The sequence below is a fragment of the Synechococcus sp. CC9311 genome, from assembly GCF_000014585.1.
Lineage (GTDB): Bacteria > Cyanobacteriota > Cyanobacteriia > PCC-6307 > Cyanobiaceae > Synechococcus_C.
The window spans coordinates 1,114,788-1,133,593 of sequence record NC_008319.1 but is presented as its reverse complement, the minus strand read 5'-3'; the positions used below and the strand labels follow the sequence as shown (position 1 = coordinate 1,133,593).

Sequence of the window (18,806 nt, the reverse complement as noted above, 5' to 3'; positions counted from 1 at the left end):
AGGCGGGAGTCGCCTTGAGCTCCAAGAATTGAAATTGAAAAGATCTAAAAAACGGGTTCCTACCGTTCCTCAGTTCCGCAACGGCAGGGTCCACATCAGGAGCAGATGTCATGGAACTCAAGCAGCAAAGGGATCAACCCCATTTGAGGGCCTAGCTTGGTGAGCAAAAATACGCACCTGAGGCCCATAAACCATGCCCAATCCATCACGTCTGGCTGCTCTACAAGCCATCCAACAACGCAAGCCAATGGATTGCGACAAAACTCCTTTCTTGAAGGAGATCTGGGCCAGTGACGTCTTCACCCTGGCGCGCATGAAAAATGCTCTGCCTAAAGAAGCTTTCAAGGTTGTTCGTCGCGTGATCCGTGACGGAGGCAAATTAAATTTAGAGGTGGCAGACGCGGTTGCTCAGGCGATGAGAGATTGGGCCGTCAGCAATGGCGCTCATTATTACGCTCACGTCTTCTATCCCCTCACAAACTCAACGGCTGAAAAGCACGACGGATTTATCAGCCCGCAAAAGGATGGCCAGGCCATTCATGAATTTTCCGGCAAACTCCTGATTCAGGGTGAACCCGATGGCAGCTCGTTCCCCAATGGAGGTATCCGCTCAACATTTGAGGCACGTGGCTATACAGCTTGGGACATCACCAGCCCTGCTTATTTAATGCGCACGCCCAATGGCGTCACCCTATGCATCCCCACCGTGTTCGTGAGCTGGACCGGCGAAGCTCTCGACAAAAAAACCCCACTGCTGCGCTCAAACGCAGCTATGAATCGCCAAGCACAACGTTTGCTGCGCTTGCTTGGCAACAAGGACGTTGCTGCAGTGAACAGTTCCTGCGGAGCTGAACAAGAATATTTTTTAATTGACACTCAATTTGCCACACTTCGTCCTGACCTACTCCTGGCGGGCAGAACTCTGTTCGGAGCTCCCTCTCCTAAGGGACAGCAATTTGACGATCATTACTTCGGTGCCATTCCTGAACGGGTTCAGGTCTACATGCAGGACGTTGAACACCAGCTGTATAGGCTCGGAATTCCTGCAAAAACTCGACACAACGAGGTAGCTCCAGGGCAGTTCGAAATCGCCCCTGTGCATGAAGCCGCCAACGTGGCGACAGATCATCAACAAATGATCATGACTGTGCTTCGTAGCACGGCAAAACGGCATGGATTTACATGCCTTATGCATGAAAAGCCCTTTGCTGGAATCAATGGTTCCGGCAAACATGTGAACTGGTCTGTTGGTAACAGCACCCAGGGCAATCTTCTGGACCCTGGCTCAACTCCCCACGACAACCTGCAATTTCTGCTGTTCTGCGCCGCGGTGATCCGTGGAGTGCATCGATTTGGCTCACTTTTACGAGCAGTCGTTGCGACCGCAGGAAATGACCATCGCCTTGGAGCCAATGAAGCTCCACCCGCGATCATCTCTGTGTATCTGGGTAGACAGCTAGAGGAGGTCTTCCAGCAGTTCCAGCGTGGCGAAGTAACCGGAAGCAGCACAGGCGATGTGATGCGTCTGGGTGTTGACAGCCTCCCTGAGTTCAAGAAGGACGCTGGTGATCGAAACCGCACATCACCGTTTGCATTCACGGGCAACAGATTCGAGTTCAGAGCCGTGGGATCTGGCCAATCAGTGGCTGGTCCACTGGTAGCGATGAACACCGTTCTCGCTGATTCACTCGAGTGGATTAACGACCAAATCGAAGCACATTTGGCCTCAGGCCAATCCTTGGAACAGGGCGCAGCAGACGTTTTAAAACAAGTGATGGACCAACACGGTGCAGCCGTATTTGGGGGGGATGGTTATTCCGATGCATGGCATCAGGAGGCCACCGAACAAAGGGGATTAGAAAACCTGCGCAACACCGCCAACGCCCTTCCAGTACTGCGACGAGATGACGTCAAGGAACTGTTTCAGAAGCAGGCTGTGATCTCACCTGTGGAATTGGAGAGCCGCTACGAGGTTTACAGCGAGCAATACACGCTGGCAGTAGAAGTTGAAGCCAAGGTTGCACTCTCCATTGTTAGGACACAAATCAGCCCCGCTGTTCAGAAACATCTCGGCTCCTTGGCACGAAGCATCAGCCAACAACAAGCAGTAGGCCTGAATCCCGATCAACGAACTCTGCAACATGCAGCAGAGCTACATCAAAGGATGCAGGATCAAATCAATGCTCTCGACGATGAATTGCAGCAGCTGCATCACGGCGACACCACAGCATCGATGAACCATGCAGCTAACGTCCTGCTTCCACGCCTACTGCAGCTGCGGGATGTCGTAGATGGCTTAGAAGGCCTGGTGGATGACGATCGTTGGCCGCTTCCTTCGTATCGGGAGATGCTGTTCGTCAGTTGAGCGAGGAGTCCGTCATGGCATCAACCACGAAGGCAGTAGGTCGCAGCTTGCTTGTCGGCCTACTAGCGGGTGCAGCCTTACCCATCGTCTTGGCCGCCGAACAAGCCCATCCCACCCAGATCGTCACCGTACTGAAGGTCAACAATGGCCAAGAGGTGCTGGTAGAAATCAATGGAGAGGGAAGGGCGGTTCGACTGGCCTGCATTCAAGCTCCCCTCCACCAGCAAAAACCCTGGTCGCAGCAAGCGAAAACAACGTTGAGCAAGGCACTACCTCAGGGCTCTGTTGTCCAAATGGAGCTACGGGCTCGTGACGTTTATGGGCGTGTTGTAGCCAGGCTCCTGAAGGAGAAAATGGACATTGCTGCCCCACTCGTCAGCAAAGGCCAAGTGTTTGCCTATGACGGTTACCTGGGACGATGCGACGACCTGAACTATCAAAAGTTGGAGCGTGAAGCTCAAAGCAGGAAAGAAGGCGTATGGGCAGTGGAAGGAGGACTGACAAAACCATGGGACTTGATCGAAGCAAGTGGGAAACAGGCAGAACCCTAGATATTTGCAACTTTGTAAAAATTGCCACAACTTTGGTCTTAGCAATCAGGCTTTATGGGTCAATACCTGAAAAAATTACATGAGCTACGAACCTGGAAGTACCGATTGCCGACTCTTGATTGATGCAAAACACCATCTCGAGAAAGCGCTGTTGACCTTATATCCCATGCCACACACCGATCACATTCAAAGACAATTGAAAGCGGTGTATCGTCAGCTCGAAGGAATGCATGATCTCAAACGGGCGGGTGGAACTCAGGTGTCGCTTCAGACTGCAGATTGGTCTTCAGGATCCGTTCAGTCGTAACGCAACAGCAAGTATTCAAAAGAATTCATAATTTACAGCCATTGATCCGCCACAATTAAAGGGTTGCATCATTCACTCCATGTTTGAAAATCGCGATCGCCCCGCCTGGATGAACTGGTTGTTTCTAGCGATTTTTCTATGGAGCTCGTGGCAACTCGCCGGATTTTGGTTTGAACAACTGCATGGCTGAAGCCGCAACGTCTTCAGCCTTCACTTAACGTGAACTATAAATACAAAGATCACTATCAAATCTCAACACAACAATTAGAAGAAAAACTCGAAAACCATTTAAGAGTATATTGCAAACTTAAATGAATCAAAACTGCCAGAACAGTCAACGCTACATTCAGAAGAAGACCATATCTCTTGATAGATCGCTACCATCTTAACAAAAGCATCAATGATTATATAATCCAAGACCTGGATAAAGTGGAAGCAACCCAAAGACTCCATTGATACACTAGATTGTAACCAATAAATAGCTCAAGAGAGATCTGCAAGCATAGCATGAGATTAACAATGAAACAGTATGGCAATTCCTCCAAGAAGTTTCACAATCTCAACCCAAAACGCAAGAGTTGAAGGAGTCAGCAATCAAGCCATAGAAACAAATTCAGAAAATCAATCCGAGAAACTAATCAATGATTGTTACAGGCAAGTATTTTTCCACCTCTTAGAAAATGACAGAGAAGTCTATCTTGAATCACAACTCCGCAATAATTCAATAACTGTACGAGACTTTATTAGAGGACTGTTTTTATCTGACCGATTTCGACGAGGTTATGTCGAATGCAACAACAACTACAGATTAGCAGAACAAGTCGTTGCAAGAGCATTTGGCAGAAAAGTATATAACGGAGCAGAAGGCTTAGCACTATCGATAATCATTGCAGAGAAAGGATTTAATTATTTTATAGACTATGTCCTTGATAGCGACGAGTACATGAAAAGGTTTGGCTACGACATTCCTCCTAGTGAAGTCTCTCGTCTTTTGCCAGGGCGAGCAACAGGGTCAGTGCCCCTATATCAGCAATATCCAAGATACGATTTTGATTGGCAGAAAAAACTCATATCAAATAAATTAATGATGTCAATTGCCGATCATTTACTCTTCAGTAATAAAACATCAATAGAAAAACTACTTTACGACAAACCAACGGGAAGAGCTTTGAAATTATGGTTACTTACACTCGCGACGAGCATAGGAATTTCGATCTGGATAATATTAGCAATTTTCAGATCAACATTTACAATTAATTGATCCAAAGCAAAAATATAGAAGCCCAAACAAAATCAAGGATTATACAAATAAAAACAAAGACTGCATAAAACTACGACATTATTCCAGCAATTGATCAATTCGGGGTAGACCGCACACTTCTGTCTTTAGCATAAGAAGAGCCGATTAACCCAATAGGACCAAAAACCAACCCAGCAATCAACCATATCCAATATTGTTGATTTTTTGATGCTGCCAATGAAGCACTTAAAAACCCACAAGGCAACAACACAAAAAATATAATCATTAGGATGTAGCTATTCATGTTAGCAAGCCAGAGTCATACCTTTTATAGATTAAAATTGGAATAAGAGAAGTAATAAATGACCGAGGAGGTTGTACATCTAATGGTACAAGAAAGTATCATATTCGCTAAGCAATATAAAATGAATTTAGAGCTGCCAACCATCAGCAAATATAAAAAAGCAGAAATGTTTAAGCCAATATCTATTATAGAGAGCCTATAGATCACTGATCGGCCAATAGGACGATTTGCCTTATGGCAAAAAAGACATACTTAGTATTTTTTCTCTCTTTTGATGGTTCCTCGCGCAATCTTCATGCCTCCCATAATCTCAAGCGCCAAAGGCTGTGTATGATTAAACCACCGTTCGATCGCCTCAAGCTCTTCTTCCTGGTACTTACCCAGCAACTCAACTAGACGTAGATCCATCTATTTGCCTAAGAATTAATTCGATTATCTTATTCAAAGGAATGAGCCGGACAAGATTAATAATCACATTCTATAGTGATATATGAAAACAAGAACTGTATCTCAGCCAGAAAGCAGAGCATTGAAGAGAACTCGCACTAGGGCTTCCCTAAGGCGCCAAATAAATCATCAATATCGAAAGGATTTCACTTTGATCATCTGTCCTCTCTTTCCATCTTCATCCTTCCAAGCGCCTTCCTGAATCAGCTTATTTTCATAACCGACAAATAATTTAGCTTTTGGCTCATAATCACAAATACGCGAATTAACTTTGATCAACTTAGTAGGGTGACTAACAAGAAATTTTTGCACCGCTTTATTCCACTCATAGAGCCTATTAGCATATTTTAATTTGGAATATATTGAATCAGAGGAGGCAGATATGGGTACGGGGTGCTCAACAGTAAATTGTGAAGCCTCTTCGGCAATGTTGATATTTGTTTTAGAAACAACTACATTCCCCTTATCTTTCCATTCTTCACATTTCTCAAATGCAACGTTTCTTGATGAATAGAAGTCAGCTTCGTGGTCTAAATCAAAACCAGAAACACCGAAGAGCAACAAAGATGACGTGAAAATTTTCAACCACCTCATGAACGCCAAGCCTAGTTCATTATTAACTATACCTATCAGCACAATCAATGATCTACATCTGAATTTCTGCAATGATTAAGCAGCAGACCCTGATAGGACATTGATCAGGAGAATCTCAACCACGCCAAGGACGAGACCGATGATCTTTACTGCTGGCCTTTGGCTTAAGAGTGGAGTCATACGATATGAGCTAACGAGACCAGATCTTGATTCGGCGAAAAGAAAGCAATCTGCGTCTGAATCGGGATTGAGGCTCCAATGCAGCCCTTACCCAAAGGATGCTGAATGAGTGAAAGGACACTGGTCAGGTTTAAGAGCTAATAAAGACTTTCACATTCCACAAGTAACAACCACCCCCATAGACGTTGCAGACAACTCATTGGTGATAGTATTTATTAAATTAGCTGGAATAAGCAGAAAAAAGGTAAAATAGGCTTATTTAGCTTCTATTAACAACATTGTAAATCCTTATGATCCGAGTATGAATAACTTTGATCAGATCGAGAGAGTGACCCGCAACCAAACCATAAGAATCCCTAAAAAGAAAGCCAAATTCACCCAACTTGAATCGTCTTCTCCGATTGCGTGTGCTTCCTTCATCACTTCTTCAACAACCAGATAGATCAGAGCAGCGGTACCGAAAGCCAGCAAGCCCGTTAAGTAAGGGCCTGTTAGATATTTAGCCAAGATTGTGCTGCTGATGAGACCAACTAGATAGGTCAGTGCCATCAGTCCACCACCAAGACTGCTTCGCCACCGCTCCCCCCCTCGGCGCAGCAGAGTCGCAAGGCCAAGCGATGCAAGGCCCATTTCCAATGCAACAGCTACGGGTATCACCCATCCCTCTGGTCCAACATCAGGGCTAATCCCTACCACTAGTCCATCAATAAGGCTGTCAACTAAAAAAGGAACTAATATTAGGATTATTGGGCGAGCATTGTTTCTTTCAGAAATTTCTTGAGGATCTTCTAAGACGGCGTTTACCACTATTAATAATGAAAAACCGAGGCAGAAACCGATGACTAGTCCCAATGGATGATTGTCACGACTAGCTGCTGGCATCAGATCCGCTGCGGCCATTCCAAACACCAGACCTCCAACTAGGTGGGCAATCAAGCCCCGCAGGCGTAGTCCGGGGCGAAAGCGGCTCCCCAAAATGCCGCCGAGGGCCATACTGATCGCCGGGAGTATCAAAAGCAAAGCGAGCCTGTATCAGATGATTCTCAGCGTATTCTCATTTTTATAGTCAGTGGAGTCATTGCTTCAAATTGTCATCTTTTAGTGGTCAGCGAGGATGACATTTGAAGTGGGATAGTAGTCAGCTGATCCTGCTCAAAAGTGCCTTCCATGTCGTGCATTGATGGCTACAACGAAACGGTCAAAAAAGTAAAAGGGAGTTCTTGAATCTGAACTTTTCAAGGGGAAATGTACAGGGGTGAGGGCCAATGAAGCCTTTCTAAATCCACAAGATACCCATCACAACAGTAGAGGCTGCAGACAACTAATTGATAGCAGAATTGATGCAATTATCTGCTGCAATGCCCCTGGCTGACACCCTTATTTTAGCGATCTCGTTTTATCTAATTTCTGCTCGATTATGCTAAGTAGCGAAGGATAATATGGGCGGTTATCAGAGCTAGATGTTTGACGGTATTAAGGAGTTATTGAATCAATCGAATCCATTAGCTTGGATGGCCCCTTGATCATCAACACTTCCTTTCCCCTCTAATACTTGCTTTACATTTCCCTGTACAGAGCAAACTATATTAAATTCTCTTTTGCCATCAGGTTGTCTAGTAGTGCCAAACACAAAAATACCTTTTGTTTCGCATTCGAAGTCATCACCACCAAATATTATGTCATGCACACGGACATCCCGGTTTCTTGGCGATGATGTTAATGCATTGATCACAGGTTGTTGTTGAACTTCTTTGCGTTGCGCTGTTGTAGATGCACCACCAAAACGTACTTTTAAATCAGCTGAAACTCTTGTCTCGAATGCTTCGTCGTAGGAGATGTTCACTCCTGCTGTTAAGCCATTGCTGATCTCATAAGCAACCCGCCCGAGCACACCAGAACCATCAGCGGATCCAAGATCACCATTTTGGTAGTAGTAACCAACGGAAGCATTCAGCTCAGGAGTGATGAAATAACCAACATCCAGCCCGTAGGTGTTGAGTGCACCGCCTTGATAAAAGGAGTTGAGATCTTGCTCGGTATCACCAATCGGAATTAAGGCATAAGCGTTGAGGTTCCAGTCATTGGAAACAGCTTCCGCATTGACTACCACCTGCTGGAAGAACGCACTCTTCTCTGTGCCGCTGACATTGATGCCAGTATCGGTTCCGCCTGTATTCATCGGGCGGCTGTCGTAACCAGCATTCAGCCCATACATCCAACTGCGGTCACCATTCAGCCAGCGGTAACCAAGCCTTGATGAGGTGCTGATGGTGGTCCCAGCAACATCGGTGTTAATGATGCTGCTGTTGTTCTCGTAATCAGAGAAATTAGCGTTAGCGAGGGCATCAAGAAACCAGACGCTGTTCTCGCCAACAGAGAGAGGCAGGAAGCCACCAATGCCTGCCTGATTCGGAGTACCCGCTCCTTGCAGCGCCCCTTGAAACCCCCAGTTGAACTTGACTGCATCATTGAGACTGATCTCCTGTAGATCAAAGGCATCGTCTTTGCCTTGAGCAGAGCCGCTGATCTGAGCCTCGAGCTGTTCTTTGCGTTGCTTAAGTTGTTCAATTTGCTCAAGAAGCTTGTCGCGTTGCTGCCGCAATAAAGCAGCACCACCATCCTCTTGAGCAATGGCAGGTAGGGAAGCAACAGAGATGGCAGAAGCCAACAGCCCCAAGGAAAGATGACGCAGCATGGGACGTTAAATAGATGCCGCAAGTGTTCCTCACTTGGACTGGTGATGCCAGCTGCAATAGGCAGTTTCAGTTTTGCTGCTGATGAGCAGGCAATAAAAAACCCGTTCGTGGCGGGGCTGCCCGTGATCCAAAGATCCACATCCTCTTTCAGATCGCAGATATGGGTTTCGGCGTAATCCGCTGGGTGAATGCCGATCTGGTGACTCACATCCTGCCGAGGGATCCATAGCAATTATCAGAATCCGCAGTCTGTTGGCATAACAGCGATATCTCGAATACAGATGTGTTGTGGCTGCTGCCAGCAGAAAAGGACAATTTTTGCGAGTTCTGCCGGATCAATGAACGTCGGATTGCCAAGCATGTCGCAGTATTCCTCAAAGCTGATCCCCATCTTCTGATGAATGGCTGTTCGGATCAGTCCGGGCGCAAGGTTGATCACACGAACGTTGTGCTCAGCCTCAGACATATTCAGGCTCTCGCCTAATGAGCGCACGGCGTGTTTGCAAGCGTGATACACAGGTGCTCCAGGCGCAGGCTTTCGATCACCAATGGAGCTGATATTGATGATTGTTCCGCATTTGCGTTTTCGCATGCCTGGCAAAACATGGTGAATGCCATTTGTCACCCCTTTGATCATCGTGTCTACTTCCTCATTGACCTGCTCAAGGCTGAGGCTGTCCAGTCCGCCGATGTGAATCATCCCTGCGTTGTTAATCAGACAGCCTGTGGGCCCGTACTGACTCTCTGCTGATGCGATGGCATCCCCCAGCGCTTTGGCGTCGGCTACATCGAGCTGCCTGTAAATCACTTGCTTATTGGCCAATGTGGAATCCACCTCCTGGTTCCTTGAAATCAGCAAACAGGGGTGACCTGCAGACGAAAAGGCATATGCCAAAGCCTTTCCGATCCCTGCGCCCGCACCTGTAATCACCACCAGTTGTGCTGTCATCGCCTCGACCGACTGACTAATTGTTCACAGCTTGGCAAGAGACCCTTTTTCTTAGTGACTCATTAACTCTGGTGACCAACATCCTGCTGTGAACTCCAGGACAATAAAAAACCCCGCTCGTGGCGGGGCGATGGTCTTTGCTGTCCCCACCAAGCAGGTTGGAACATCCAGCCTTTATGGGTCCATCGCCAATCAGACCAACAGCGCATGGTTTCTAATCAAGCCGATTTAGGCATCAATTCAGAGACGGTTGGCATTGGATCCTGCTTCCCATCAGCAATTGCTCGGGCACGGAGATAAAACCAGCTTTCGGTGTCTCCACTCGCTTCCATCTTTTCTGCGATGGTTTTCCAGTTGTTGATTTCAGCTTGATCCATGGAAACTTTTAATTCCTACCAATTCTGGAAATCAAGAGAAGGTCCCGCGACTTCTCCATGTCGTAATGACCGTTACCCCGCTCCAAACGGATGAAGTGACCTTCGTATCAGATCCCTCCAAGCGTTAAAAGTGAGCAATGAATCAGCTGCTGATCAAGATCCGACTTGCTGTCGGCAGAATTCTTCTAACACCGCAAGAAATTCCGATTCCTCTGGTGGATCATCAAACCGTGTAGCGCATTGCACGCAAAACCTGATCCAAGTATTGGCTGGTGTGTCGCCTGCAGCGATGATCAAAGAATAGGCATTTTCAAACTCAGCACCATCCTTCAGTAGCTCCCCGATGCATTGATAAAGCACCTCCATGCCGCCAATTTGCGGATCAGCAAAAACAGCGCGGATCTCTTCTTTGCTTGCCATTGAAGCGATGACCAGTGAGTGCCATCCAGATTGTGGATGCTACCCGCTGGCTGGCACAACTAATGAGCTGAGGGCGAGTACAGAGCTGCGGTGAGAGTGGTGCGGATCATGTCAAAGGAGCCGATAAAGCTCAATGGTGTAATCGCCTGCATCTTTTCTGAGAGGCTTGATTTTCTGCCGATAAATCGGAGAGTTCCAGAAGTCAATTGCTGCACACTCTGAAGGGAAATTGATCAACAACGTCACATGATTTTGGTCTCGGTTACCTTCAAGAATGCGAAGAGGTCTTGGATCATTTAAGTAATAAGACCCAGCGTGTTGGTGGAGTCCAGATTCCTTAAGTGCTTGCCCATAAATTGTCATCTGCTGGCGATCATTGGTTACCCCATCAACCACCATGACCACTGGATTTTGACTGCAAACCCCAGAGTTATCTGATGCCATGGCTGGAACAGCTAAGGAGCCGAGTGCAAGAGTTGTAGCGGTGAGTGTGGTGCGGATCATGATTTCTTCTGAGAGTCGTTGGTCATATTGATGCGTTCTTGTTCTGCCATCGCTGGGTTCGCTTCTTTGGAGTGAGATCAGTCATATCCTGCTGCAGAAATGAGAGATTGAGTTACCTACGCGTCGGTGAATTTCGGCAGTCTCCAGTGGAGCTTGCAAATAAGCCTTGACCAAAAGAATCATCACGTTGTTCTTGCTGATGGCTTCATCAGCAACTCCAGCCATGGCACACCATCGTCATCAGTGGGAGCCCTATGACACCCATCACAACAGGGTGCATAAAAGGAGACCTTTCAAGGAAGAGGTCGTTACGAGCTACAGGCGTCCTGGCGAGAGAAAAGTTGTCAGAACTTACAGGAGACCTTTCAAGGAAGAGGTCGTTACGAGCTACAGGCGTCCTGGCGAGAGAAAAGTTGTCAGAACTTACAGGAGACCTTTCAAGGAAGAGGTCGTCACGAGCTACAGGCGACCTGGCGAGAGAAAAGTTGTCAGAACTTATAGGAGACCTTTCAAGGAAGAGGTCGTTACGAGCTACAGGCGTCCTAGAGGGAGAAGAGTCATCAGGACTTACGAGCAGCCCTTTGAAAGGGAGATTGTGACCGACTACAGGACACCAATCAGGTCGCCAATTAGCAAGGTTGATACCAACAGTTGTGTTGAGGGAAGCGTTTTGGGCGGCCTAATCGGTGCTGGCTTAGGAGCGGTCTTATCAAGAGGTGAGGGGCGCTGGGTTGGAGTACCTCTTGGTGGAGCTGCAGGCGCACTGGTTGGATGCCAAGTTGATGGAGGCTGAATCGTTAACGCTGGAATAGCTCCAAAGATGGAGTGAGCTAAGGCTTAGCTGACTCTTCGTATCGGTCATTTAACTGATACGAAGAGACTTGGTTAGCAAGATTTATGTTGAGCGACTAAGCAGCCATCAGCAACCAACCCTCAACCAAAACAGCTTGCGATGGCTCTCTTCCGAGCTGCTCGGTACAGAAGATTCGAACCCGGTTCGAGCAAGGTCAGAGACCTATTTGACTGAGGATCCCTTGTCCAGTCAGCAGTTCGGTGCCCAAGCCGATAACGAAGCCCAGCATTGCCAATCGACCATTCCAAGTCTCAGCGAAATTGCTGAAGCCGAATCGGGTTTGAGTTGAGTTAGTCATGTCATTGATTGAGTGGTGAAGCCTCACTCATGTGAGGCATTGATTGGCTGCGATCAGCCAGCTACAGCTGAAATGCTGTACGGAGCTTCAGGGGAGCTGGTGGGCATTGGGTCGAGCTTGCCCAGTGCCAATGCTTTGGCGCGGATGTACATCTCACTTGATGTGGCGCCAGCAGCTTCCATTGCTTTGGCGACGACGTCCCAGTTGCGTACTTCGGTAGACATTTGAAACTGTTTTGAAGATGGGATAACCATCGCCAGCCAAGTCGCTTTCTCGTGACGGTGAAATCCGCATAGTGACCGAACACGCGAAACGAGTCGGTTCTCGATAAGTCACCCGGGGCGAACCAGGTCAAGCTGGCATTCCTACAATTTCATGATTGGTGGGCTGGCGTCGTCGGCCGCTGTGCTGCCAGGGGGATCGCCTTGTTTCCGTAACCAGCGTTCAGCCCATACATCCAAGATTGATAAACATTGAGCCAGCGATAGCCAAACCGTGATGAGGTGGAGATGGTGGTGCCAGCCACTTCTGTATTGATCAGGCTGCTGTCATTGCCCTAATCAGCGAAGTTGGCGTTAGCCAGGAGATCAAGAAACCAAACGCTGTTGTCTCCAACAGAGAGAGGCAGGAACCCACAAAGCCTGCCTGATTCGGAGTACCCGCTCCTTGCAGCGCCCCTTGAAAACCAAAGGTGGGTTTGACCGCATCCTTCAGGCTGATGCTCATAACACCAAGCTCATCAGTACCTCCTTCTTTTTGAGCAATGGCAGGTAGGTCAGCAATAGAGATGGCAGAAGCCACAGCCCCAGGGAGATACGACGCAGCGTGGGGCGTTAAATACATGCCGTAAGTATTCCTCACTTGCACTGGTGATGCCAGCTGCAATAGGCAGTTTCAGCTTTGCTGGTTGAGCATCCGCACTTCTCAACATTCTAAAAACTTAGTGGCTTGCTATATCAGGCAGCAACAATTGCAGGAAGGCCAACATCTGACCAAGACCTGCAAGCTCTGGGCACCCCCCTGGCAAAGCACTGTCGGTTGGGCACCTGAGATGGGGTGAGTCAGGCAAGCCCCAACAGATCTTTCTGCGGGGGCAGTCCTGGTCCTGGACGGGATCCAAGAAACCTATCAAGTAGGTCTCAATAATGTTCTATCAAATTCGTGCAGCGATTGAAGTTTGCATGAAGACAAAAGGCGAAGTCCCTCAACCTCCCGCGGGCTTCTAAATCGCGAAAGATTGATGGTTGTGGGACTGTTGACCCCGTCCAAAGAGTCACGTCAATATTTTGATACCTGCTTGAGACTTGGTTAGTGCGAAAAGTTCTCAATAGCTGTGACCATTGAGCTTTTCGCATGAAAAACGGCGAATCTGACCCACCTTGCAATGGACGGCATCGCTGAACACGATTTAGGCAGGGCCGCAGTAACTTTCGGCGTCTGCCTTCACGTCTTGAGGAAAGATCTGCTGCTGATGTCCATAGCCATGGACCTAGAGCCTATGTCCACTCTGATGTCCACGGCCAAGAAGCTTGAAGCCCCTAAAGCCAGTCAGGCGATCGATTATTCGTAGGGGTAGTGATTAGGAACAAAGAACTGTTCATTCATGGGAGGCCTCTTGTAAGAGCCCTGTTTTGGCCTGGGTGGTAGGTCAATGGCTGGAGGAGTCATGTCTTCCCATGGCACTTTGCTGAGTACATGCCTTAGACAATTAAGACGAGCTCGCCTCTTGTCATCAGCTTCTACCGAGAACCATGGTGCTTCAGGAATATTCGTGCTTGCGAACATCACATCCTTTGCCTCAGAAAACTCCACCCAACGATTGCGTGCTTCAAGATCCATCGGACTGAGCTTCCAGCGACGGGTGGGGTCATCGATGCGTGATTGAAAACGGGTTTCTTGTTCTTTATCACTAACCGAGAACCAATACTTCAATAACAACACGCCACTACGAACCAACATTCGCTCGAACTGAGGGCAATCCTCGAGGAAAGACTCAACCTCATGAGGGGTACAAAACCCCATCACTCTCTCCACACCAGCACGGTTATACCAGCTACGGTCAAACACAACGATTTCACCGGCAGCAGGGAAATGTTCCACATAGCGCTGGAAATACCACTGCGTTTTTTGACGATCAGAAGGGGTTCCCAAAGCAACAACTCTTGCCCCACGCGGATTTAAAGGCTCCGTTAAGCGTTTAATTGTGCCCCCCTTACCAGCTGCATCCCGTCCTTCAAACAGGATGATCATGCGAAAGCCCTTTTCTTTGATCCAGTACTGCATTTTGACGAGTTGAGACTGGAGCTTTTCCAGCTCTGACTCGTAGATCTTTTTCTTGAGTCGTTCGCCATTGTGAGTTGGCCGCTCATGTCCATCCCCATGCTGTTCAGCCGACGCCACGCTGTTGGGATGGCTGCCATCAAGCTCATGCATCAGCGCATCAGTTAGGGGTTTCGACGAACTGGGTTGGTCTGTTCCTTTGCTTTTGCCGTTGTGTTTTGACTTTTTGTTCTCCTTGTGGCCCATGAAAAGGGATCAGCAATATTCCATTGGTGCCTCGCAAATCCAAAAAATGGGCAGAACATCAGCTTTTCGCAACGTTCTCAACCAAGAGCTCCATCGGCAATGACAAACGAATAGCGAATCGTCCTGGAACCTTCACATCATTCAAACCCTCGGCATAACAGCAATCGAGATGACCACCATGAAGACGCGCCACATGCACAACAATGGCTAAACCCAATCCACAGTGGCCCTGTCCTCCACGCGAAGAGTCGAGGCGGTGAAACGGTTGAAGGGCCTGCTCCCACTGACGCTGGGGCATCCCTTCACCCTGATCCCAAACTTCTATCGAACACTGATCAGCAGTACGCAGCAAGCGCAACACCACAGGGGCTTGGCCATAGGTGAAGGCATTGTCAATCAAGTTGGCAACAGCACGACTCAGGGCAACGGGCTTCACCATGACCTCAAATTTGTCCAACTCAAGCTGCAATTGATCGGCAGGATGACTGCTCGCCACCTCAGCCAGCAATTGATCCAAGGGAACGGGCACAGAGAGTTCTTCATCACCTCCACCGGCGAACAGCAAAAACTGGCCTGTGATGCGTTCCAGAGACTGCAAATCATTGGCACAACGCTCGCGTTCTTTTGCGCTGAGTTGAGGCATGGACAAACGAAACTGCAGCCGAGTAATTGGTGCCCGTAAGTCATGGGCGATTCCAGCGAGCATGGTGGCTCTCTCGTTCCGATTGGCCGCCAAACGTTGCACCATGGCATTAAAACGGCGCGTAAGACGCTGAACCTCAGGAGCACCACGAGCAGGAACAGCGTCAGGATCGATTCCATCCCCAACCCTGGACAAGGCCTTTTCCAGTCCACGTAAAGGAGCCTCAACCTCCACAAGGAGAAACAGGCCGCCACAAATCATGCCCGCCCCAACCAGTGATAAACCCAACAGGGTGGGTTCGGGCGGCCAGCTCATCGGTGCACGAACATTCACGCGCAACCAAATCGGTTCCAGCGGCGAAATCAGCTCAATCCAAATTCCGCGTTCGCCCTCGTGATCGCGATCCGCAACGACCATCGGGCAATGGGAGAGCCGTTCACAAAGCTGGATCTGAAGGGCTTTCGCCTGGCGTTGAAAGCCTGCTGACGGAACCTTTTGATCCGGCTTGGGGTGGATCGCAACAGTGAGGTCGAGACCGGTGAGTTCAGTCACCAGATGGGGGGGGTAACGCTCTAGCGCCAACTCCGTGAGCCTTACATTGAGCGCCAGATCACGGCCTAGCTGCACCGTTTGCAACTGCTCAAGCTGCTGTCCAAACAAGACCTGTAAAACCAATAAGCAAAACGCCCAACTGCCAAGAGCAAGGCCACTCCAACCGAATAGGGATCTCAGTCGAACTTGCCAAACCCGTGGGGTCATTCCAGCCCTCAACGCGAACGAGGTTGTCCATCAGGAACAAAGACATAGCCATATCCCCAGACCGTTTGGATGTAGCGAGGACGTGCAGGATCCGGTTCGACCAGTTTGCGCACCCGCGAAACTTGCACATCCATGCTGCGACTATCCGTATCAGACCCTGGTCCACGCGCTAGTTCGATCAGCCTTTCTCTTGATAGAGGGCGATGGGGGTGCTGCACAAAGGCTGCTAACAAGCTGAACTCACCACTGGTAATCACAACAGGCGACCCGTTGCGAAACAGAGTTCTGGCAGAAAGATCAAATTGATTCTCTCCAAAAGTCACATCACCTCCTTCAGCAAGGGGAGTGCCCGCAGGAATCGAACTACGCCTTCTCAGCACTGCTTCGATGCGTGCTGACAACTCACGGGGAAGAAACGGCTTCGCCAGATAGTCATCAGCGCCTTGCTCTAGGCCAATAATCCGGTCAACACCATCTCCTCTGGCCGTCAACATGACCACGGGTAGATCGTCACCGGCATCTCGCAAGCGCCGTAAGGCTGTTAAGCCATCATCACCAGGCATCATCAGATCGAGCACGATCAAGTCTGGGCGTTGAAATTCAAGCCTTGCCTCAAGCTGCTTGACATCACTCAGACAGCGAACGTCATACCCCTGATCAATCAAGTAGGTGCCCACCATCTGACGAAGCTCCGGGTCGTCGTCCACAACCCAAATCATCGAGACTTTTTTTGCGGGGGAGTTCAAGGCAGTGGAGGAAGGCTGGGTCATCGCCATACCATCCAAATCAACGAAGAACTCATCACCACTGTCGCCACATCAGTTGAATGCTCCGATCGTATGGAGCAACAAGCAAACTGTCTCGCTGAGGCGGACCATGTCACAGTTAATTGACGATCTGTCATCACTCAGACATCTCTTCACCGATCACACTCCATAGTCTTCTGTAATGGAGAAATGGGTCACTTTCACACTCGTTGCCCTGGGAGCTGGTCTCCTGCTGCCAGACCAGAGTGTGCAAGCTAATCCTGTAAGGCATTACGGCACCCGGATGGAAGCGTTATTCGTTCGGATGGATTCCAATCGTGATGGACGTCTAGAGATCAAAGAAGTTAATGGCCAGCCTTACCTCAAAAGGCGACTGCAACGCCATCCAACCCGAACCTATTTGTTAATTGAGGACATCAGGCCGTCGGCAACCCACCCAAGCGGGCTGCGCTTACAAAGACGCTTTCAACAAGCCGATCGAAATTTTGATGGTCAATTAGATCGCAAGGAGGTGGCATCTCTTCCCTGGCTTCAGCGCAATTTCGAAAGTTTGGACCGCAATGGTGACGGCGGCCTGACCTTGAATGAACTTTGGATGATGCAGCGATCACTCGCTCCACGAACCAGATCACGTTGAGGACCGCCTGAATTAACGGGTTCTTCTCAGCCGGCGGCGGCGAGACGAACGAGAGCTTCGAGAGAGACCGTTGGGAGATTGAAGTGCTTGTCGACGGGCTGATGATTTGAAAACAAAGACAAGCGTGCGCACAAATCGAATTAACCCTGAGATCAACGCCAGCAGACCCACCACCAGTAGTGCAGCAATCAAGATCACTGCCGACAAACCAAGAAACGCTTCCAATAATTGACTGAGGCCGCGAATTAAATCAGCAATCGCTTCACTCACAACAACGATTGCATCGACCTTTGTCGGCAACCAGCTCAAGCCAGCGAGAAGACCGCTACCAAGCAATAACAGAAGAACTGACTCCAACAACATCCTCCAAACAGGCAAGCGCTTGGACTGTCGTTTGCGTTGGCTGAAAACGCGACGTTCTCTCTGAGTACGAGGAAGACGGGGAATGTTTTTCGAAGTCATGTCACTAACGAAAGCTTCACGCGACGCATCCAGCGTTCAAATTCAATGAGAACCAACTCATTGGGGCAGTCGATCAAACTGAGGTCGCCAACCGTGCAATCTCCATAACCACTGTGATGAAGAGTGAGTTGATAATCAGAACCACTCAAGCCACAAACCTCTGGATCACTGCGTACAACGACATCCAAGGAGGCTCCAATCCTTGCGACGCGGCGTCTCAGATCGGACCAACTAGCGGACATTGAAGACAGGCAATCGAGGCCAATATATGGGCGACAACCGCGAGAGGGTCAACGCGATGGATCAGCTTGTGAAGGATCGCCAACTGGGTCTGGGCTAGAAGCCTCTACGGGATCAATAGGAGCCTTGGTCTCCTGGTTGGGCAATGGAACAAAAATGGCCATCACTCCGACCACAACCAGCGCAACACCACCAAACACAGGCGCAACTAAACGACGAACCAAGGGAACCCGCTCGACCAATTCACGACGACTCAAGGGGTGATTGATGATCTCGGGCCAAGCGATGGACACGCGATTGTCAGAGCGAAGCGCATCGAGGCAGCGCAAAAGATCAGCTAAATCAGCATCATCCAATTTGATTGTCAAAGGTGGAACATCGGGCTGACTGCTCGTGAGTTCCAATTGATGCCCACCATCCACAGAACGAATGCTCACTGGGTGGTGAGACCATCCTTCGGGCCTCGAAACCCCGGAGATTTGATGGCGTGAATAGGGAAACACAACAGCCATCAAGGCTTCTAGGTGATCGCGTTTCCCCTCTAATTCAGGAGCACCAACCAATTGAAGACGCCAAGCCGACAGAATCCCAATCACACCTTCGCCATGCCCAGACGAAAAGTCGGGCAGTCCATCCACCTCTAGCCTGGCCGCCGTTTGGTCGTAGCGATAAGAGAGCTTGAGCATC

At 49.0% G+C, this 18,806-nt stretch carries 22 protein-coding genes and 2 pseudogenes; 8 read left to right on the top strand and 16 right to left on the bottom strand.

The features are described from left to right. Positions 1 to 193: 193 nt before the first annotated feature. The 4 genes from SYNC_RS05805 to SYNC_RS05785 all read left to right on the top strand — a co-directional run bounded on the left by SYNC_RS05805 (position 194) and on the right by SYNC_RS05785 (position 4,484). On the top strand, positions 194 to 2,365 hold the full coding sequence (locus SYNC_RS05805) for a glutamine synthetase III (RefSeq protein WP_041426499.1): 2,172 nt from the start codon (positions 194 to 196) through the stop codon (positions 2,363 to 2,365). Between the two features lie 14 nt (positions 2,366 to 2,379). Then, the gene (locus SYNC_RS05800; protein WP_011619182.1) at positions 2,380 to 2,916 is read left to right on the top strand and encodes a thermonuclease family protein; all 537 of its coding nucleotides are present in this window, start codon (positions 2,380 to 2,382) and stop codon (positions 2,914 to 2,916) included. Between the two features lie 79 nt (positions 2,917 to 2,995). Beyond that, positions 2,996 to 3,223: a hypothetical protein gene (locus tag SYNC_RS05795; protein WP_011619181.1), complete on the top strand. Its 228-nt coding sequence runs from the start codon at positions 2,996 to 2,998 to the stop codon at positions 3,221 to 3,223. A gap of 529 nt (positions 3,224 to 3,752) precedes the next feature. Next, positions 3,753 to 4,484 carry a phycobilisome rod-core linker polypeptide gene (locus SYNC_RS05785; RefSeq protein WP_011619179.1) on the top strand — a complete coding sequence of 244 codons (732 nt, stop codon included), beginning with the start codon at positions 3,753 to 3,755 and terminating at the stop codon, positions 4,482 to 4,484. A gap of 535 nt (positions 4,485 to 5,019) precedes the next feature. Here SYNC_RS05785 and SYNC_RS14655 read toward each other — a convergent pair. The 4 genes from SYNC_RS14655 to SYNC_RS05770 form a co-directional block, all read right to left on the bottom strand. Further along, on the bottom strand, positions 5,020 to 5,175 hold the full coding sequence (locus SYNC_RS14655) for a hypothetical protein (protein WP_011619178.1): 156 nt from the start codon (positions 5,173 to 5,175) through the stop codon (positions 5,020 to 5,022). A gap of 168 nt (positions 5,176 to 5,343) precedes the next feature. Next, the gene (locus SYNC_RS05780; RefSeq protein WP_148201863.1) at positions 5,344 to 5,799 is read right to left on the bottom strand and encodes a hypothetical protein; all 456 of its coding nucleotides are present in this window, start codon (positions 5,797 to 5,799) and stop codon (positions 5,344 to 5,346) included. Between the two features lie 504 nt (positions 5,800 to 6,303). Further along, the gene (locus SYNC_RS05775; protein WP_011619176.1) at positions 6,304 to 7,008 is read right to left on the bottom strand and encodes a membrane protein; all 705 of its coding nucleotides are present in this window, start codon (positions 7,006 to 7,008) and stop codon (positions 6,304 to 6,306) included. Between the two features lie 469 nt (positions 7,009 to 7,477). After that, positions 7,478 to 8,683: an ABC transporter C-terminal domain-containing protein gene (locus SYNC_RS05770; RefSeq protein ID WP_011619175.1), complete on the bottom strand. Its 1,206-nt coding sequence runs from the start codon at positions 8,681 to 8,683 to the stop codon at positions 7,478 to 7,480. Positions 8,684 to 8,808: 125 nt separating this feature from the next. On the opposite strand from SYNC_RS05770, the pseudogene SYNC_RS14300 reads away from it, so the two are divergent. Beyond that, positions 8,809 to 8,913 (top strand): annotated as a pseudogene (locus SYNC_RS14300) (DUF3104 domain-containing protein); the annotation flags it as partial. A 6-nt stretch (positions 8,914 to 8,919) separates the two neighbouring features. Here the strand turns inward: SYNC_RS14300 and SYNC_RS05765 are convergent. The 4 genes from SYNC_RS05765 to SYNC_RS05755 form a co-directional block, all read right to left on the bottom strand. After that, a complete protein-coding gene (locus tag SYNC_RS05765; RefSeq protein ID WP_011619174.1) occupies positions 8,920 to 9,633 on the bottom strand; it encodes an SDR family oxidoreductase in 714 nt (237 codons plus the stop codon). Between the two features lie 218 nt (positions 9,634 to 9,851). Continuing rightward, the gene (locus SYNC_RS14650) at positions 9,852 to 10,010 is read right to left on the bottom strand and encodes a hypothetical protein (RefSeq protein WP_011619173.1); all 159 of its coding nucleotides are present in this window, start codon (positions 10,008 to 10,010) and stop codon (positions 9,852 to 9,854) included. 153 nt (positions 10,011 to 10,163) lie between these two features. Continuing rightward, a complete protein-coding gene (locus tag SYNC_RS05760; RefSeq protein WP_011619172.1) occupies positions 10,164 to 10,430 on the bottom strand; it encodes a hypothetical protein in 267 nt (88 codons plus the stop codon). A gap of 111 nt (positions 10,431 to 10,541) precedes the next feature. Beyond that, the gene (locus SYNC_RS05755; protein ID WP_011619171.1) at positions 10,542 to 10,934 is read right to left on the bottom strand and encodes a DUF1330 domain-containing protein; all 393 of its coding nucleotides are present in this window, start codon (positions 10,932 to 10,934) and stop codon (positions 10,542 to 10,544) included. A gap of 223 nt (positions 10,935 to 11,157) precedes the next feature. Here SYNC_RS05755 and SYNC_RS15260 point away from each other — a divergent pair, with 223 nt between their 5' ends. Next, the gene (locus SYNC_RS15260) at positions 11,158 to 11,727 is read left to right on the top strand and encodes a glycine zipper 2TM domain-containing protein (RefSeq protein WP_041426497.1); all 570 of its coding nucleotides are present in this window, start codon (positions 11,158 to 11,160) and stop codon (positions 11,725 to 11,727) included. A 214-nt stretch (positions 11,728 to 11,941) separates the two neighbouring features. Here SYNC_RS15260 and SYNC_RS15010 read toward each other — a convergent pair whose 3' ends face one another. Then, on the bottom strand, positions 11,942 to 12,085 hold the full coding sequence (locus tag SYNC_RS15010; RefSeq protein ID WP_071813685.1) for a chlorophyll a/b-binding protein: 144 nt from the start codon (positions 12,083 to 12,085) through the stop codon (positions 11,942 to 11,944). A 15-nt stretch (positions 12,086 to 12,100) separates the two neighbouring features. On the opposite strand from SYNC_RS15010, the gene SYNC_RS14645 reads away from it, so the two are divergent. Beyond that, the gene (locus SYNC_RS14645) at positions 12,101 to 12,313 is read left to right on the top strand and encodes a hypothetical protein (RefSeq protein WP_167897102.1); all 213 of its coding nucleotides are present in this window, start codon (positions 12,101 to 12,103) and stop codon (positions 12,311 to 12,313) included. A gap of 196 nt (positions 12,314 to 12,509) precedes the next feature. Here the strand turns inward: SYNC_RS14645 and SYNC_RS05735 are convergent. The 4 genes and pseudogenes from SYNC_RS05735 to SYNC_RS05710 all read right to left on the bottom strand — a co-directional run. After that, a pseudogene (locus tag SYNC_RS05735) lies at positions 12,510 to 12,909 on the bottom strand (carbamoyl-phosphate synthase); the annotation flags it as partial. A gap of 736 nt (positions 12,910 to 13,645) precedes the next feature. Further along, positions 13,646 to 14,518: a polyphosphate kinase 2 gene (gene ppk2 / locus SYNC_RS05720; protein WP_011619164.1), complete on the bottom strand. Its 873-nt coding sequence runs from the start codon at positions 14,516 to 14,518 to the stop codon at positions 13,646 to 13,648. A gap of 151 nt (positions 14,519 to 14,669) precedes the next feature. Further along, on the bottom strand, positions 14,670 to 16,013 hold the full coding sequence (locus tag SYNC_RS05715) for an ATP-binding protein (protein ID WP_041426493.1): 1,344 nt from the start codon (positions 16,011 to 16,013) through the stop codon (positions 14,670 to 14,672). An 8-nt stretch (positions 16,014 to 16,021) separates the two neighbouring features. Beyond that, on the bottom strand, positions 16,022 to 16,732 hold the full coding sequence (locus SYNC_RS05710; RefSeq protein ID WP_041426967.1) for a response regulator: 711 nt from the start codon (positions 16,730 to 16,732) through the stop codon (positions 16,022 to 16,024). A 229-nt stretch (positions 16,733 to 16,961) separates the two neighbouring features. Between SYNC_RS05710 and SYNC_RS05705 the strand changes: the two genes are divergently transcribed. Continuing rightward, a complete protein-coding gene (locus SYNC_RS05705) occupies positions 16,962 to 17,417 on the top strand; it encodes a hypothetical protein (RefSeq protein ID WP_041426492.1) in 456 nt (151 codons plus the stop codon). Positions 17,418 to 17,429: 12 nt separating this feature from the next. On the opposite strand, the gene SYNC_RS05700 is transcribed toward SYNC_RS05705, so the two are convergent. From SYNC_RS05700 to SYNC_RS05690, 3 genes are read right to left on the bottom strand one after another with little or no spacing between them, the layout of a single operon-like run. Next, positions 17,430 to 17,879, bottom strand: coding sequence for a hypothetical protein (locus SYNC_RS05700; RefSeq protein WP_011619160.1), 450 nt, complete (start codon positions 17,877 to 17,879; stop codon positions 17,430 to 17,432). After that, a complete protein-coding gene (locus SYNC_RS05695; RefSeq protein ID WP_011619159.1) occupies positions 17,876 to 18,121 on the bottom strand; it encodes a hypothetical protein in 246 nt (81 codons plus the stop codon). Before SYNC_RS05695 ends, SYNC_RS05700 begins: the two co-directional genes overlap by 4 nt. Positions 18,122 to 18,169: 48 nt before the next feature. Beyond that, complete coding sequence (locus SYNC_RS05690; RefSeq protein ID WP_041426966.1) at positions 18,170 to 18,805, bottom strand: DUF4335 domain-containing protein; 636 nt, start codon at positions 18,803 to 18,805, stop codon at positions 18,170 to 18,172. Between the last annotated feature and the right edge of the window lies 1 nt (position 18,806).